This window comes from Actinomadura sp. BRA 177 (assembly GCF_013372625.1).
GTDB lineage: Bacteria > Actinomycetota > Actinomycetes > Streptosporangiales > Streptosporangiaceae > Spirillospora.
Genome location: NZ_JABXFD010000259.1, coordinates 1 through 14966, shown reverse-complemented (window position 1 = coordinate 14966; position 14966 = coordinate 1). Strand labels below are relative to the sequence as shown.

General features: G+C 71.7%; 17 protein-coding genes and 2 pseudogenes. 8 read left to right on the top strand and 11 right to left on the bottom strand.

The window, feature by feature from the left end; genetic code table 11:
• Nucleotides 1–201 (top strand): annotated as a pseudogene (locus HUX53_RS10780) (M56 family peptidase); the annotation flags it as partial.
• Here the strand turns inward: HUX53_RS10780 and HUX53_RS10775 are convergent.
• Both HUX53_RS10775 and HUX53_RS10770 read right to left on the bottom strand, forming a co-directional pair.
• Nucleotides 158–1633 (bottom strand): MFS transporter, encoded by a 1476-nt coding sequence (locus HUX53_RS10775; RefSeq protein WP_176403019.1) that lies wholly within the window; start codon nt 1631–1633, stop codon nt 158–160. The pseudogene HUX53_RS10780 and the gene HUX53_RS10775 overlap by 44 nt on opposite strands.
• A gap of 47 nt (nt 1634–1680) precedes the next feature.
• Complete coding sequence (locus HUX53_RS10770) at nt 1681–2169, bottom strand: MarR family winged helix-turn-helix transcriptional regulator (RefSeq protein WP_176403018.1); 489 nt, start codon at nt 2167–2169, stop codon at nt 1681–1683.
• Nucleotides 2170–2387: 218 nt separating this feature from the next.
• Here HUX53_RS10770 and trpS point away from each other — a divergent pair, with 218 nt between their 5' ends.
• A complete protein-coding gene (gene trpS / locus HUX53_RS10765) occupies nt 2388–3422 on the top strand; it encodes a tryptophan--tRNA ligase (RefSeq protein ID WP_176403017.1) in 1035 nt (344 codons plus the stop codon).
• Nucleotides 3423–3554: 132 nt separating this feature from the next.
• On the opposite strand, the gene HUX53_RS10760 is transcribed toward trpS, so the two are convergent.
• The 4 genes from HUX53_RS10760 to HUX53_RS10745 form a co-directional block, all read right to left on the bottom strand.
• On the bottom strand, nt 3555–4172 hold the full coding sequence (locus HUX53_RS10760; RefSeq protein WP_176403016.1) for a TetR/AcrR family transcriptional regulator: 618 nt from the start codon (nt 4170–4172) through the stop codon (nt 3555–3557).
• Nucleotides 4172–5080 carry a saccharopine dehydrogenase NADP-binding domain-containing protein gene (locus HUX53_RS10755; RefSeq protein WP_255205131.1) on the bottom strand — a complete coding sequence of 303 codons (909 nt, stop codon included), beginning with the start codon at nt 5078–5080 and terminating at the stop codon, nt 4172–4174. Before HUX53_RS10755 ends, HUX53_RS10760 begins: the two co-directional genes overlap by 1 nt.
• A gap of 295 nt (nt 5081–5375) precedes the next feature.
• Entirely contained in the window at nt 5376–6188 is an 813-nt protein-coding gene (locus tag HUX53_RS10750; protein WP_176403015.1) for a class I SAM-dependent methyltransferase, read from the bottom strand.
• A 41-nt stretch (nt 6189–6229) separates the two neighbouring features.
• Complete coding sequence (locus HUX53_RS10745; RefSeq protein ID WP_176403014.1) at nt 6230–6493, bottom strand: hypothetical protein; 264 nt, start codon at nt 6491–6493, stop codon at nt 6230–6232.
• 28 nt (nt 6494–6521) lie between these two features.
• Here HUX53_RS10745 and HUX53_RS40940 point away from each other — a divergent pair, with 28 nt between their 5' ends.
• The 3 genes from HUX53_RS40940 (at nt 6522) to HUX53_RS10735 (ending at nt 8534) form a co-directional block, all read left to right on the top strand.
• Nucleotides 6522–6644, top strand: a complete 123-nt coding sequence (locus HUX53_RS40940; RefSeq protein ID WP_255205130.1) for a hypothetical protein — start codon at nt 6522–6524, stop codon at nt 6642–6644.
• A 164-nt stretch (nt 6645–6808) separates the two neighbouring features.
• Nucleotides 6809–7447, top strand: a complete 639-nt coding sequence (locus HUX53_RS10740) for a TetR/AcrR family transcriptional regulator (RefSeq protein ID WP_255205129.1) — start codon at nt 6809–6811, stop codon at nt 7445–7447.
• Nucleotides 7437–8534, top strand: a complete 1098-nt coding sequence (locus tag HUX53_RS10735) for a winged helix DNA-binding domain-containing protein (protein ID WP_176403013.1) — start codon at nt 7437–7439, stop codon at nt 8532–8534. The genes HUX53_RS10740 and HUX53_RS10735 overlap by 11 nt, the downstream gene beginning before the upstream one ends.
• A 49-nt stretch (nt 8535–8583) precedes the next feature.
• Here the strand turns inward: HUX53_RS10735 and HUX53_RS10730 are convergent, their stop codons facing one another.
• Nucleotides 8584–9072 (bottom strand): MarR family winged helix-turn-helix transcriptional regulator, encoded by a 489-nt coding sequence (locus HUX53_RS10730; RefSeq protein ID WP_176403012.1) that lies wholly within the window; start codon nt 9070–9072, stop codon nt 8584–8586.
• Nucleotides 9073–9163: 91 nt separating this feature from the next.
• Between HUX53_RS10730 and HUX53_RS10725 the strand changes: the two genes are divergently transcribed.
• A complete protein-coding gene (locus HUX53_RS10725) occupies nt 9164–9928 on the top strand; it encodes a dioxygenase (protein ID WP_176403011.1) in 765 nt (254 codons plus the stop codon).
• A 13-nt stretch (nt 9929–9941) separates the two neighbouring features.
• On the opposite strand, the gene HUX53_RS10720 is transcribed toward HUX53_RS10725, so the two are convergent.
• Nucleotides 9942–10784 carry an NAD(P)-dependent oxidoreductase gene (locus tag HUX53_RS10720; RefSeq protein ID WP_176403010.1) on the bottom strand — a complete coding sequence of 281 codons (843 nt, stop codon included), beginning with the start codon at nt 10782–10784 and terminating at the stop codon, nt 9942–9944.
• A 237-nt stretch (nt 10785–11021) separates the two neighbouring features.
• On the opposite strand from HUX53_RS10720, the gene HUX53_RS10715 reads away from it, so the two are divergent.
• Nucleotides 11022–11528 carry an O-acetyl-ADP-ribose deacetylase gene (locus HUX53_RS10715; RefSeq protein ID WP_176403009.1) on the top strand — a complete coding sequence of 169 codons (507 nt, stop codon included), beginning with the start codon at nt 11022–11024 and terminating at the stop codon, nt 11526–11528.
• A 52-nt stretch (nt 11529–11580) separates the two neighbouring features.
• On the opposite strand, the gene HUX53_RS10710 is transcribed toward HUX53_RS10715, so the two are convergent.
• The 3 genes from HUX53_RS10710 to HUX53_RS10700 all read right to left on the bottom strand — a co-directional run bounded on the left by HUX53_RS10710 (nt 11581) and on the right by HUX53_RS10700 (nt 14570).
• A complete protein-coding gene (locus HUX53_RS10710) occupies nt 11581–12048 on the bottom strand; it encodes a universal stress protein (protein WP_176403008.1) in 468 nt (155 codons plus the stop codon).
• Between the two features lie 63 nt (nt 12049–12111).
• Complete coding sequence (locus tag HUX53_RS10705; RefSeq protein ID WP_176403007.1) at nt 12112–12900, bottom strand: TIGR03084 family metal-binding protein; 789 nt, start codon at nt 12898–12900, stop codon at nt 12112–12114.
• A 68-nt stretch (nt 12901–12968) separates the two neighbouring features.
• Entirely contained in the window at nt 12969–14570 is a 1602-nt protein-coding gene (locus HUX53_RS10700) for an AMP-binding protein (RefSeq protein ID WP_176403006.1), read from the bottom strand.
• 116 nt (nt 14571–14686) lie between these two features.
• On the opposite strand from HUX53_RS10700, the pseudogene HUX53_RS10695 reads away from it, so the two are divergent.
• Nucleotides 14687–14966 (top strand): annotated as a pseudogene (locus tag HUX53_RS10695) (class I SAM-dependent methyltransferase); the annotation flags it as partial.

Here is a 14966-nt window from a genome sequence, read left to right as displayed (position 1 = left end):
CTGCTGCGCTTCGCCGCCGCCCGCCCGTCCGCCGCCCCGTCCGGCACCCTCGGCGTCGCGCACGGCGACATCCCGGTGATGGCACGGGTGAACCGGCTGCTGGAGCCGGAGCCGGCGTCCCGGAAGGCGCGCATCGCCGCGTCCGCCGCCGTCCCGGTCATCGCCGGGCTTCCGCTGCTGCTTCTGCTGCTGCCGCACTGACCTGGATCTCCGCCGGGGGCTTCGGGCGGCGCAGGACGAGCAGCGACACGGCGAGCGCGGCGACCAGGAGGCCCGCGGAGATTCCGAACGCCAGGTGGTAGCCGCCGGTGAGTGCGGCGGCGCCGTCCCGTCCGTCCGACCGGAGAGCCTCGGTGTGGGACGCGGCGAGCGTGGTCAGCACCGCGACGCCGAGCGCCATCCCCACCTGCTGGACGGTATTGAACAGCCCCGACGCGAGCCCCGCGTCCTCCGGGCGGGCGCTCGACATGCCGAGCCCGGTCAGCGACGGCAGCACGAGCCCGGCCCCGGCGGCCAGCACGAACACCGGCAGCAGGTCGGTGACGTAGTCGGCGTCCACCGGGACGGTCGTGAGCCACGCCATCGCGCCGATCAGGAACACCAGCCCGGTCATCAGCACGAATCGCTCCCCGAGCCGGTTCGACAGCCGCGCCGACACGAACAGCGACACGGCGCCGATCGCGAGCGCGGCGGGGAGCATCGCCAGGCCGGTGTCGAGGGCGCTGTAGCCGAGCACCTGCTGCATGTAGAGGGCGACGATCACCTGGAACGAGAACATCGCCGACAGGGTGAGCAACTGGACGGCATACGCGCCCGACACGTTGCGGGAACGCAGGATCCGCAGCGGCATCAGCGGGGTCGCGGCGCGCGCCTGCCGGACGGCGAACCCGGCGAGCAGCGCCAGCGACACCGCGCCCAGGCCGAGCGTGTGCGGGGAGATCCAGCCGTGGCCCTCGACCTTGACGACCGTGTAGATGCCGAGCATCAGCCCGGACGTGACGAGCAGCGCCCCGGCGACGTCCGCGCCCGCGCGCAGGCCGATACCGGAGTCGCGCGGCAGCGCCGGGAGCGCCAGCAGGATCGTGGCGAGGCCGATCGGCAGGTTGATCAGGAAGATCCAGTGCCAGCTCAGCACGTCGGTCAGCACGCCGCCGAGCACCTGCCCGATGGACGCGCCCGCCGCGCCGGTGAAGCTGAAGATCCCGATCGCCCTGGCCCGCTCGCGGGCGCCGGTGAACAGCGTCACGAGGATGCCGAGCACGACCGCCGAGGCCAGCGCGCTGCCGACGCCCTGCAGGAAGCGCGCCGCGATCAGCAGGCCGGACGTGGTGGCCGCGCCCGCCAGCAGCGACGCCGCCGTGAACACCGCGTTGCCGGTGAGGAACAGCGTCCTGCGGCCGACGAGGTCGCCGAGCCGTCCGGCGAGGAGCAGCAGGCCGCCGAGCGGGATCAGGTAGGCGTTCATGATCCAGCTGAGGCCGGCGGGGGAGAAGCCGAGATCGTCCTGGATGGCGGGGGCCGCGACGGTCACGATCGAGCCGTCCAGGATCGTCATCAGCATCGTCGCGGACAGCACGCCGAGCGCCGCCCACCGGGAGCGGAGCAGGGAAGGGAGGGTCGTCTCCGAAGTCATGGAGAGACCGTAACAGATAGTTTTGTTAGAGACGATCCTCCACGGACTTATTTTTTGCGCTGCCGGACGCGGCGGGCCGGCTGCGGGCTCTCGACCGGAGTGCCCAGATGGCCGCTGACCAGTGTGTTCAGCGCACGCAGAAGCGCTTCGCTCTGATCTGCCGGAAGCGAATCGAGGGCTGCCGCATGGACGCCGTCCGCGATCTCCTGGCTGCGGGCGGCGACCCGCGCGCCCTCCTCGGTCACCGCGATGATCCGGGCCCGCCGATCAGTGGACGACGGGCGGCGCTCGGCCAGACCGGCCTTCTCCAGGGCGTCCACGGTCACGACCATCGTCGTCTTGTCCATGTCGCCGATCTCGGCGAGCTGGATCTGGGTGCGCTCCTCCGCCAGCGCGTGGACGAGGACGCAGTGCATGCGCGGCGTCAACCCGATCTCGGCGAGCGCCGCCGTCATGCGGGTGCGCAGGACGTGGCTGGTGCGGTCGAGCAGGAACGACAGGTCTGGTTTCGTCCGTCCGGGCGCCATCGAGGTCATGCGCCCAGCGTACCCAACTGGTTCCGTTCTAGATTATCTGTGAGCATCCGCATCTCGTTCGCCTATGCTGGTGCCGTGAAGCGCACCGCATGCCTGGGCTGGTGGCCGTCCTAGGACGGCCGACACCCGCGCATGCCATCGGGCCGTCCACTGGACGGCCCTTTCTCCTGTTCGGTGGGGCTCGTCCAGTGGGACGGCCGGACCGAAGAGGAGAGACCATGGAGACCGCCACCCCCGAAGCCCGAAGCCGCGAGCTGGAAGAGCGCATCGCCGCCGACCCGGCCGCGTTCCGCATCCTGACCGGCGACCGCCCGACCGGGCCGCTGCACCTCGGCCACTACTTCGGCACCCTCGCCAACCGCGTCCGGCTGCAGCGCGCGGGCGCCGAGCTGTTCATCGTCATCCCCGACTACCAGGTGATCACCGACCGGGACGTCGCCGACCACCTGACCGCGCACGTCGAAGGGCTCGTCGCCGACTACCTCGCCGCCGGGATCGACCCGTCCGCCGCGACGATCTTCCGGCACAGCGCCGTCCCCGCGCTCAACCAGCTCATGCTGCCGTTCCTGTCGCTGGTGACGGTCGGCGAGCTGAGCCGCAACCCGACCGTGAAGGACGAGATCGCGGCGTCCCGGCAGGCGTCGGTCAGCGGGCTGATGTTCACCTACCCCGTCCACCAGGCCGCCGACATCCTGTTCTGCAAGGCGAACCTCGTCCCCGTCGGCAAGGACCAGCTCCCGCACCAGGAGATCACCCGCACGGTCGCGCGCCGCTTCAACGACCGCTACGGGACGGTCTTCCCGGTTCCGGAGGCGCTGCTGTCCGCCGCGCCGCTCCTGCTCGGGACGGACGGCCACAAGATGGGCAAGAGCCGCGGCAACGCCATCGCCCTGTCCGCCGGACCGGACGAGACCGCCCGCCTGATCAAGCGCGCCGTCACCGACACCGAACGGCAGATCACCTACGAGCCCGAGACCCGTCCCCAGGTGTCGAACCTCGTCCTGCTCGCCGACCTCTGCCAGGACCGCGACCCGCACACCGTCGCCGCCGAGATCGGCTCCGGCGGCGCTTCGGCGCTCAAGAAGGTCGTCACGGACTCGGTCAACGAGTTCCTCCACCCGATCCGCACCCGCCGCACCGCCCTGATCGCCGACCGAACCCACCTGCGCCGCGTCCTGGCCGAAGGCAACACCCGCGCCAACGAGATCGCCGACCGCACCCTGCACGAGGTCAGAACGGCAATGGACTCCTAGCCCGCGCACCCCTGCCGGCCTGGCCGGAGCGATGCCGTAAGCCCTACCGGACGGCCCGGAAGCGGCGATGGCCATTGGCCCGGAGCGATGCTGTACACCCTGCCGAAACTGCCCCGAACAGGCGATGGACTCCTAGCCTGGGGCGATGCCTCGCAGGACGACGGCCACCAGATCGTCCACTGAGCCGGACGGAACCCGGTGGGCGAGCTCCTCACCTTGGAACAGCGTGGACAGCACGGGCTCGTGGCAGGCGCCGACGATCATGGACGTGGCGGCGTCGACCGGCGCGTCCGCCGCGAGGCGGCCGAGGTCGCGCTCGTCCCGCAGGTAGGCGGCGAGCCACGACCGCCAGTCCTCCTCGCCGCCGCTCAGCGCCGAGAACCGGGCGAGGACCTCCGGCTGTGCGACCAGGCCGGCCAGCGCGGGCAGCAGCGCGTTGTGCGCTGTAAGGCCATGTCGGACATACGCCCGCAAATTCTCCTCGACCGTCCCGCTGCCGGGCTCGGGCAGCGGGTCGAGCGCCCGCCCCACCGACTCGGCGCGTGCCCGCAACGCGTGCGCGAGCAGCTCCTCCTTGTCGGCGAAGTGGTTGTAGAGGACGCCGTCGGCGACGCCGGCCTCCCGCGCGATCGCCCGGACGGTCAGTCCCGCCGTCCCGCGCTCGGCCATCATCCGCTCGGCCGTGGCGATCAGGTGCTCGCGCAAGGTCCGGTCGCCGGCGCGCACCGCGGCCGCTTTTCGAGGTGACATCACCCCGAATCGTATTCGCCGAGCTCGAACCCATGGGCGGCCAACTCGGGCAGGAAGTCGGGGCCGACGACGTCCTCGATGTGCCGGACGCCGGGCGGCATCCCGTCCAGCCGCCGGACGACCAGCGCGGCGGCCAGCCCCGTCGCCCGGCTCTGCCGCCGCCCGGCGAACGACCGCACTCGGCCGCCGGACGCGACCGCCACGGCGAACCCGTCCCCGCCCAGGTGGACGTGCCGGAACACGGCCCGCAGCGGGGCCACATCGCGGAACCGCTTGAGCCGGGGGAGGAGGGCGGACAAGGCACGCGAATCCAGGCAGAGGCCCGTCCTTACGTCGCCGGGGAGCGTGTACTGGTCGGAGAACGGGAACCGGCGGACGGTGCGGATCCCGTAGGGCGGCGGAAAGCGCATCCGCCACGACTCGCCCAGGTCGCCGAGCGAGTCGAGCGTCCATTCCACGGCACCCGGCCCATGCCGCTCGCCCGAGCCGATCAGGACGCCGATCTCCACACCCGCGCCGCCGAACTCGCGGGCCAGCAGGTTGGTGACGCCGGGAGCGAGCCCCACGCTCAGCACGCCCGTCGCCTTGGTCGCGCCCAGTTTCTCGATCCCGGCGAGCACCTCGTACGACGCGGACACGTCGACGTAATGGACGCCCCGCCTGAGGCACATTTCGGCAACACGCACGTTCTCGCTCTCCGCGCACATGACGACCGCATCGGCGTCGAGCCGCTCGATGTCGTCACTCCGCAGATCGATGCGCATCGGTATCGCACCGTCCACGGCGCGGGCTTTGACGAGGTCCCGACCCGCGACAACGATCTCCGGCACGTACCCGTGCAGGCCGGAGACGACCTCACGTCCCACGGCCCCATACCCGCCAAGAACGACAACCCGGTTCATTGCCATGTCGTCACCTGCCGGAACCCGCCCGGCGACCGAACGGTGTCGTCGCACTCGATGGCCGCAGCGAGAACGACCACCCGGTTCAGTGCCATGTCGTCACCTGCCGGAACCCGCCCGGCGACCGAACGGTGTCGTCGCACTCGATGGCCGCAGCGAGAACGACCACCCGGTTCATCGTCATGCCGTCATCAGTCACGGATCGCTCCGCAACCGGATGGGGCCGTCGCGTTCGAACTGCTGCATTCGCGTCCGTCAGCGCGCAGCGCCGTGCCGTATCCGCCGAGGATCGTGGCGCGATTCATCGGCGGGCCTGGACGAGCCGGGCGACGCTGCGCAGGCGGACGGCGCCGTCTCGCTCGAAACGGCCCATCACCTCAGTGAGCGCGTCGACCAGATCGCCGCTTTCGCCGTAGTTGTAGCGGATCGGGCCCCAGCCGGCGAAGAACTCCGCCGCGTCGCGCGCGTCCCGTCCCCAGATCTGCTCGGCGTCCACCAGGCGTGTGCGGACGTCCTTGAACCCGGCGCTCTCCAGTACCTCGTGGACGCGTTCGGGATCGGCCAGCGACAGCGGCCCCTGATGCCCGATCGGCGGTTCCGCTCGCGGCGGCAGCGCGGCGAACACCGTCCCGAGGTCGGCCGTCCCGGGCGGCGTCATCACGAGGAACGCCGTCCGGCCGCCGTCCCGCAGCGCCCGCCGGACGTTGCCGAACGCGGCGACCGGATCGGCGAAGAACATGACCCCGAACCGGCTGATCGCCGCGTCGAAGCCGCCGTCGGGGAACGGGTACACCTGCGCGTCGCCCTGCTCGAACGTCACGTTCGCGACGTCCTGCTCCTTGGCGAGCGAGCGGGCGCGGGCGAGCATCGGCCCGGATAGGTCCACGCCCGTCGCGCCGCCGAGCCCGGCCCGCCGCGCTGCGAGCCGGGTGACCTGCCCGTTCCCGCACCCGATATCGAGGACGAGATCGCGCGGGCCGATCGCCGCCGCGTCCAGCAGGACGTCGTTGAACCCGCCGTTGACCGCGTCGTACCGGTCGTGGTGCCCGGCCCAGTGCTCGCCCTCGTACCCGTTCCAGGCTTCGGCCTGCTGCGTGTTGACGATGTCCGTCATGACCCCTCCTTCGTTATGAACGTATGTTCATGAACGTATGTTCATAGGCTGCTGCCCGTCAAGGCCGCCATGAACGCCCTGCCCGGCGGATCGGCCGTGCGCGAGTGCAGGAGTTCGGTCCGGTGGACGATCCACAGTGCGCGGCCGGGCATCTCGATCAGGCCGGTGGGGACGAGCGCGAGGCCGTCCCCGGCCCCCGACCAGGGCGACGAGCAGCTCCACATCACCGCTCTCGCAGGTGAGGGAGGCGCGAAAGCCGTCCTGCGTGCGGCGGCGTCCGGGACGTCCGGCCACAGTGCGTCCACGAGATCGTGCAGGTCGGGAGGTCAGCGGATGGGAGGCGGGCAGCACGACCGCGAGCGGGTGCTCGTCCACCTCGACCGGCGCGCTGGAGGCGTCGGCGTCCAGTTGCAGCGGGTCGCTGTCCGGACGATGGTGACGAACGTGCGCAGCTGATGCGGATCCACGGAGGATGAGTCCTGCTTATCTATGCATCGGAAATCATCGTTGGCGCTTAACTATGACGCCGGGCCCGGACCGACCTCAGTGCACCGCAACAAGGTGGTCGCGGTCATCCCCATTGTAGAACGGAATGCTTCGTTCCGGTATTGTGGTGAGCCATGGAGACGAGTGCGCAGTCGCCGATGGCTGGGCGGAAGGCGCAGGCGGCGCGGAATGACACGGTTATTCGGGAGGCGGCGCGGGCGGTGTTCACGGCTGATCCGGGGGCGCCGATCTCGGCGGTGGCCGAGCGGGCGGGGGTGGGGATCAGCGCCCTCTACCGGCGCTACAAGAGCAAGGAGGACCTCCTCCAGAAGCTCGCCGACGACGGGATGGACCGGTATCTCGCCGAGGTCGAGCGGGCGCTGGACGAGGGCGGTGACGCGTGGGAGGCGTTCGCCGGGTTCATGCGGCGCTGCCTCGACATCGGTGCCGGCTCGCTCACCATGCGGCTCGCGGGGGGCTTCGAGGTCACCGAGGACATTAGCCGGAAGGGGCGGGAGATCCACCTCGCGACGGAGCGGCTGCTGGAGCGGACGCGGGCGGCGGGGGCGCTGCGTCCGGGGATCGAGGTCGGCGACATCTCGGTCATGCTGGAGCATCTGCACGGCATCCGCATTGGTGACGACGAGCGGATGAACCGGCTGCAGCACCGCTATCTCGCCTTGATGCTGGACGCACTACACATGACGGACAAGGAGGAGCTACCAGGCCCTCCACCCACCTGGCAGGAGCTGCGGGGCCGCTATGACGACTGAGGCGACGCTGGGGCGCAGGGCGCTGAATCGGGCGCTGCTGGCGCGGCAGATGCTGCTGGCGCGGCATGACATGCCTGTTCTGAGTGCTGTCGAGCATCTGGTCGGCATGCAGTCGCAGGCGCCGAACCCGCCGCATGTCGGGCTGTGGAGTCGGCTCGCGGACTTCGCGTTCGACGACATCGGTCCACTGATGACTGAGCGCCGTGCGCTGCGGATCGTGCTGATGCGTGGGACGCTGCACTTGGTCAGCGCGCGTGACGCCCGGGCGCTGCGGCCGATCACCCAGGTGCTCCTCGACAACCACCTGAAGACGCGGGCCGCCGACCTCGATGGCGTCGACCTGGACGCGGTCGCCACGCACGCCCGCGCGCTGCTGGCGGACGAGCCGCGCTCCGACAAAGAGCTTCGCGCCCTGCTGGCCGAGCGGTGGCCTGGCCACGACGCCGAACTGCTCGGGTGGGCCGTCCGGCTCCGGCTGCCGCTGGTGCAGGTTCCGCCGCGCGGTATCTGGGGCGCCTCGGGGATCGCCCGGCACACGACGCTCGACACCTGGCTGGACGGGCACCCGGCGTCCGAGACCTCGCTGGACGAGGTGGTGCTGCGTTATCTCGCCGCGTTCGGGCCGGCGAGTGTCCGGGACGTCCAGCAGTGGTCGGGGCTGACGCGTCTCGGCGAGGTCGTCGAGCGGCTGCGACCGCGGCTGCTGGAGTTCCGGGACGAGAACGGCCGCGCGCTGTACGACGTGCCCGAGGCGCCGCGACCCGGTCCGGAGACCCCGGCGCCCGTCCGGTTCGTCCCAGATTTCGACAACCTGCTGCTGTCGCACGCCGACCGCACCCGGATCATCAGCGAGGAGTACCGCAAGCGCGTCTTCACGATCAACGGGATCATCCGCGCGACGTTCCTCGTGGACGGCTTCGTCCACGGCATGTGGAAGATCGAGAAGAAGCGCGGCGAGGCGACGCTGCGCATCGACCCGTTCGACGCGATCCCGAAGCGGGAGCGCGCCGCCCTGGAGGAGGAGGGCATGCGGCTCCTCGCCGCCGCCCATCCCGAGGCCGGGTCGCACGCCGTCCAGTTCGTTTAGCCGCATCCCCGGCGCGTCGTTCAGTTCCGGGGGCGCGCGGGTGAGCGAGTCAGCCTTCGCCGCGGGCGCAGGGGGCCTCGTGGTCGGGGTCCAGGGACGACAGTAGCGCGTGCAGGGTTTGCCGGAATTCGAGCATCTGCTCGCGGGTCAGCGGGTCGAACAGGTGGCGCCTGACCTCGGCGACGTGGCCGGGAGCGGCGTCGCGCAGGACGGCGTAGCCCTCGTCGGTCAGCCGCGCGATCGTGGTGCGGCGGTCGTTCTCGTGCTTGCACCGGCTCACCCAGCCGGCCTCCTCCAGCCGGTTCACGGCGTGCGAGAGGCGGCTCGGGGACGAGTGGACGATCTCGGCGAGCGCGGTCATCGTCAGCGCGCGGCCGGGCGCCTCCGACAGCATCGCCAGGATCATGTAGTAGGCGTGCGGCATGCCCGAGTCGCGCTGTAGCTGGCGATCGAGCGCCTCGTTGAGCAGCCGCGACGTCCACAGGAAGGCACGCCAGGTCTCCTGTTCCTCGTCGTCCAGCCACCGCGTCTCGGTCATGCCGCCAGTCTACCCAAAGATTGAACCCTCAAGGCTTGAAGATTCAATCATTCTCGGTTATAGTTGAGCCCTCAAGTAAAGGGAGGACGACATGACCCGGATGCCGGTGCTCTACCTCAGCCACGGCGCCCCGCCGCTGGCCGACGACACGCTGTGGACCGACCAGCTCGCCCGCTGGTCGGCGGACCTGCCGAAGCCCGAGGCGATCCTGATGGTGTCGGCGCACTGGGAGGAGGCGCCGCTGAGCATCGGCGCGACCCGCCAGTTGCCGCTCGTGTACGACTTCTGGGGCTTCCCCGAGCGCTACTACAAGGTCCGCTACGACGCGCCCGGCGCTCCCGAGCTGGCCGCCGACCTGCGCAAGATCATTCCCGGGGTGCACCAGGACGAGGAGCGCGGCCTGGACCACGGGGCGTATGTCCCGCTTGTGGAGATGTATCCGGACGCCGACGTCCCCGTGCTGCAGATGTCGATGCCGACCCTGGAGCCCGAGCGGCTCTTCGAGGTCGGACGGAGCCTCGCGCCGCTGCGCGACCAGGGCGTCCTGATCATCGGGAGCGGTTTCACCACGCACAACCTGCGCGAGCTTCGTCCGGAGCCGGACGCCGCACCGCCCGCGTGGTCGGCGGAGTTCGACGAATGGGCCGACCTCGCCGTGACGGGCGGCGACATCGACGCCCTGCTCGACTTCCGCGACAAGGCGCCCGCGGCCCGCATCGCGCACCCTCGGACGGAGCATTTCGAGCCGCTGTTCGTGGCGCTGGGAGCGGACGCCGACCAGTCGTCCCAGGACCGCCGGTCGGTGATCGACGGCTACTGGCTCGGGCTGGCGAAGCGCTCGTTCCAGTTCAATTGAATCGCTCCGCCGGTCAGGAGGCGTCCATCTGGGCGAATCCCGTCCGCCACGAGGTGACCTGCGGCTTCCAGCCGAGGTCGAGCGCCTTCGCGTTGGACGCCGGGCGGCCCGTCGCCGCGGCGTGCTTCCCGGCGCTGCCCGGATGCGGGGCGCCGATGGCCGCGCTGTAGACGGGCAGCCAGTCGGCGGTGGTCGCGGGCTCGTCGTCGACGATGTTGACGGGCCCGGCCGGCCAGTCGAGCGCCGCGAGCGCCGCCGACGCCGCGTCCTCGGCGTGCACGAACGACGTCCACGAGGGCGCCGGGCGCAGCGTGCCCGCGCGCACCCGCTCGGCGATCGCGCCGTCGGGGGCGTACCAGGTGCCGGGGCCGTAGAGCGCGCCGTAGCGCAGCACCACGCCGCGCGGCATCTCGCCGACCGCGTCCTCCAGCGCCGCGACGCCCTCGTACGGGGGCACCGAGGAGTCGAGCGGGTCGGTCTCGACGGCCGCCGCGTCGCCCGGCACGTACAGCCAGGCGATGCTCTGCGCGACCATCGTCTCGACACCGGCGGCCTTCGCGGCGTCCACCAGATGGCGGGTGCCGGTGATCCGCAGCTGCGAGTTGGCGTCGAAGTCCTCCGCGCTGAGGTCGGTGAGCTGGTGGATCACGGCGTCCGGGCGCTGCGCGGCGACGGCGTCGCGCACCGCGGGGCCGTCCAGCATGTCCACGATGACCGGCTCGGCGCCGAGATCGCGGAGCAGGCCGGCGCGTTCGGTCCGGCGCGTCGTCCCCGCGACCTCGTGGCCCGCCTGGACGAGCAGCGGGATCAGCCGGCGACCGACGACTCCGGTCGCTCCGGCGAGGAGAATCTTCAAGGGGGTACCTCCGCGACTGTCACGCACGCCTTTGTGAGATCGTCTGTCAACACTGCGCCTGGCGTTCGGCATGGTAGTCCCCCTGCGTCCGGCCGGACGAAGTCGGACGAGCCGCACCGCCCCCGGAGCCTCGTCCGCCATGAGCGTACCGCCGGGAACCGCCCGAACGCGTTTCACGTCCGGCGCGGGCGAGAATTCATGTCTTCTGACGGGTCCGGCCGAAGCGGAGGAACGCGCATGAAGATCACTCTCGTCCGGGGCGACATCACCGAGGAGGACGTCGACGCGGTCGTGAACGCGGCCAACTCGTCGCTGCTGGGCGGTGGCGGCGTGGACGGCGCCATCCACCGCAGGGGCGGCCCCGACATTCTGGACGAGTGCCGCAAGCTGCGCGCCTCCCACTACGGCGGCGGCCTGCCGACCGGGCAGGCGGTCGCGACGACGGCCGGCCGGCTGCCCGCCCGCTGGGTGATCCACACCGTCGGCCCGGTGTACTCCGCGTCCGACGACCGCTCCGGGCAGCTGGTCTCCTGCTACCGCGAGTCCCTCCGCGTCGCCGATGAGCTGGGCGTCGGCTCGATCGCCTTCCCGGCCGTGTCGGCGGGCATCTACGGCTGGCCCATGGACGACGCCGCCCGCATCGCGGTGGACACCGTCCGCTCCACCACGACCCAGGTCGCCGACGCCCGCTTCGTCCTCTTCACGGAGGACGCCTACGCCGCCTTCGACAACCAGCTGCGTTGACTTGCGGCGTGTTGTTGTTTTGAGCGTCCGCATGACAACAACACGCCGCAAGTCAACGAGGGTCGTCCTTGGGCGGGGGCACCACCAGGACGGGACGGCGGGCGTGGTGGAGCACGCGGGTCGAGACGCTGCCCAGGATGACCGAGCGGGCGCCCGCGAGGCCGCGTGAACCCGTGACGATCAAGGACGCGTTCAGCTCGTCGGCGACGTCGACGATGGCGGCCCACACGGGTCCGCCGCCGCGCTCCGCCCGGGTCGTCACGTCGGTCAGCCCGGCGGCGCGGGCGATCTCGGCGCCCTTCTGCGCGAGCTGCTCGGCCTGCTTCTCCTCCTCGTACTTGTCATCGAGCTGGTCGGGGAGGACCGGCGCAGCGGCGGCCAGCGGCGCCCAGCCGAGCTGGGCCACCAGCGGCTCCCACACCGTCATGATCACGGTCGGCTCGGCCCTGAGGTGCCGGGCGGCGTAGTCGACGGCCGCTTGCGAGTCGTCAGAACCGTCAAAGGCAATCAGAACTGTCATACCCCGAACATTTCCAAGATCGCTCCTGGTCGAACCCGAACGCCCCGCCGAGTGGCCGATCTCTCAGGCCGACGCGGGGGCGCGGCCGGTGCCGGGCGGGCCGGCGAACGCCTGCGCGACGTCCAGCCAGCGGTCGGCGTCCGGGCCGGTGGCGACGAGCGCGAGATCGTCGCGGTGGCGGCGCTGGGCGACGACGTGGCAGAAGTCGAGCGCGGGGCCGGTCACGGACTGGCGCGCGTCCGCCGGGCCCCACGTCCACTCCTCGCCGCCCGGGCCTTGCAGGACGACGCGGAACTCCTCGGTCGGCGGCTCCAGGCCGCGGTTGCGGAACGCGAAGTCGCGGGTGCGGACGCCGATGTGCGCGACATGCCGGAGGCGGTGCGTGGGCTCGCGGCGGACCCCGAGCGCGTCGGCGACGTCCTCGCCGTGCGCCCACGTCTCCATCAGCCGCGCGGTCGCCAGCGTCGCCGCGCCCATCGGCGGGCCGAACCAGGGGAGCCGGGTGCCGGACGGGACGGCGGCCAGGGCGTCCACCATGCGGCGGCGCCCGTCGCGCCAGCGGGCGAGGAGATCCGCGGGGTCCTCCTTCGCGCCTTCCCGCGCGCCCGCTTCGACGTAGCCGCCGGGGTCGGCGAGGGCCTGCTCGACGAGTTTCGCGAACGCGCCGGCGTCGGTGGCGGCGACGACGGCCTGGTCGTCGGTCCAGGCGAGGTGGGCGATCTGGTGCGCGATCGTCCAGCCCTCGGCGGGTGTCGGGTCCGCCCAGCGGGCGGCCGGCAGCGGCGCGACGAGGGCGTCGATGGAGTCGCCCTCGGCGGCGAGGTCGGCGAGGAGGGAGTGCAGATCCGGCATTTCGCCAGGATCGCCCGCCGCGGCACCGCCGGTACAGGATCCGCGCCTACAAAACCGAACGGGGTTCTTTAGTCGATGAGCGCACGGGCGGCGGCGTAGTCGGCCTTGCCGTTGGGCAGGCGGAGGCCCTGATCCGTCCGGAAGAACGCCTTCGGGATCTTGTAGCGGGCCAGGTGGGCGGCGCAGCCGTCACGCAGCTCCTCGTCGGATGAGCCGCCGGCCGGGCTCAGCACCGCGACGATCTCCGTCCCGCAGCGCTCGCTCGGACGGCCGACGACCAGCGCGTCCGCGACGCCCGGCAGCCCGCGCAGCACCGACTCGACCTCCTCCGCGAACACCTTCTCCCCGCCGGTGTTGATCGTCGTGGCCTCCCGCCCGTGGACCTCCACGGTGCCGTCCGCGAGCAGCCGCGCCCGGTCGCCCGCCACGACGAGGCGCTCGCCGTCCAGTGTCAGGAACGTGGACGCGGTCTTCACCGGGTCTCCGAGGTAGCCGAGCGGGATCGCGTCACCGCCCTTGGCCAGCCAGCCCATCTCGCCGTCGCCGGGCGCGAGGCGCCGGGACCGGTCGCCGGACAGCACCGCAGTCCCGGGCGCCGCCGCGAACGTCTTCGCCGACGAGCCGTTCCGCGTCACCTGGAAACCGGACTCGGACGACCCGAGGACGTCCACGATCCGCGAGTGGGGGAGGAGTTCGAGCATCCGCGCCTTCACTCCCGGGCTGATCGCGGCGGCCGAGTTCACGAACGTGCGAAGCGTGCCCAGGTCGTGCGGGCGCGCCTCCAGCGCCTCGACGATCGGACGGGCGAACGCGTCCCCGACCAGCGGCATCCGGGTGACGCGCTCGCGTTCGCCGGTGGCCATCAGGTCGGCGGCATCCAGGCCGTCCACCCGGTCGGGGAACACCACGCACCCGCCGCCGCACCACGCGCCGAGCGCCGACCACGTGCCCGCGCCGTGCATGAGCGGCGGCCCGACCAGGCCCCGGACGTCGCTGCGCACCGCCCGCCCGACCGCCTCATCGAGATCCGTGACCGGCGCGCCGTCGCGGCGCCGCAGGCCGAGCGGGCCGAGCATCAGGTCGCCGATCCGCCACAGCACGCCCTTCGGCATGCCCGTCGTGCCGCCCGTGTAGAGGATGTGCAGGTCGTGGGCGCTGGGCCGCACGGGCAGCGGGTCGTTCGACGCCTTGGCGAGGGCGTCCTCGTAGTCGAGTGCGTCCGGCAGCAGTGCGGCGCCGGACTCGTCCGCCACCTGGAGCAGCAGTGGGCGCGCGTCGAGCCGTTCGACGACGCGTCCGATCGCGTCCGCGAAGCGGGCGTGGTAGATCACGGCGGCCGGACGGGCGTCGCCGAACAGGTGGGCCAGTTCGTCGTCCACGTACCGGTAGTTGACGTTGAACGGCGCGACCCGCGCCTGGTGGGCGGCGACCAAGCCTTCGAGGTACTCGGGGCCGTTGTGCAGGTAGAGCGCGAGGTGGTCGTGCGGTGACTCCCACGGGTCGGACGCCGCGCCGCGCAGGCCGAGGCCGTGCCCGTGCAGGACGTTCGCCAGCCGCCGAGTCCGGTCGGCGAGCTCCCGCCAGGTCGTCCGGCGGTCGCGCCACACCAGGCATTCGCGGTCGGGGATCGCGGCGGCGATGGCCTCGTGCAGGGTCGCCAGGTCGAGCATCGGCACTCTCCTCGGGGAACGGCGTCGGCAGCACCGTAACCGACAACTTACCGAATCCCGTTCGGTGAGGCGATTGGACGTACAAGGCATAGCGGGCAAGAAGGAACAATTACCGGGTGCCCCCAGCCCAGAAGCCGCGGGGGGAGGTCACCCGCGGCACCACCGCCCCCAACCGCCTGCGCCGCGTCGACCGCTGGATCGCCGCCACCCAGACCGGCGCGCTCCGCGCGGACCCGTCCCCGCTGGCCGTCGACCTCGGCTACGGCGCCTCGCCGATCACCACGTTCGAGATCTACACCCGGCTGCGCGCCGTCGCCCCGCACCTGGAGGTCGTTGGCATCGAGATAGAGCCCGAGCGGGTCACAGCGGGCCTCACCCTCCTCGCCGCCCTGAGAG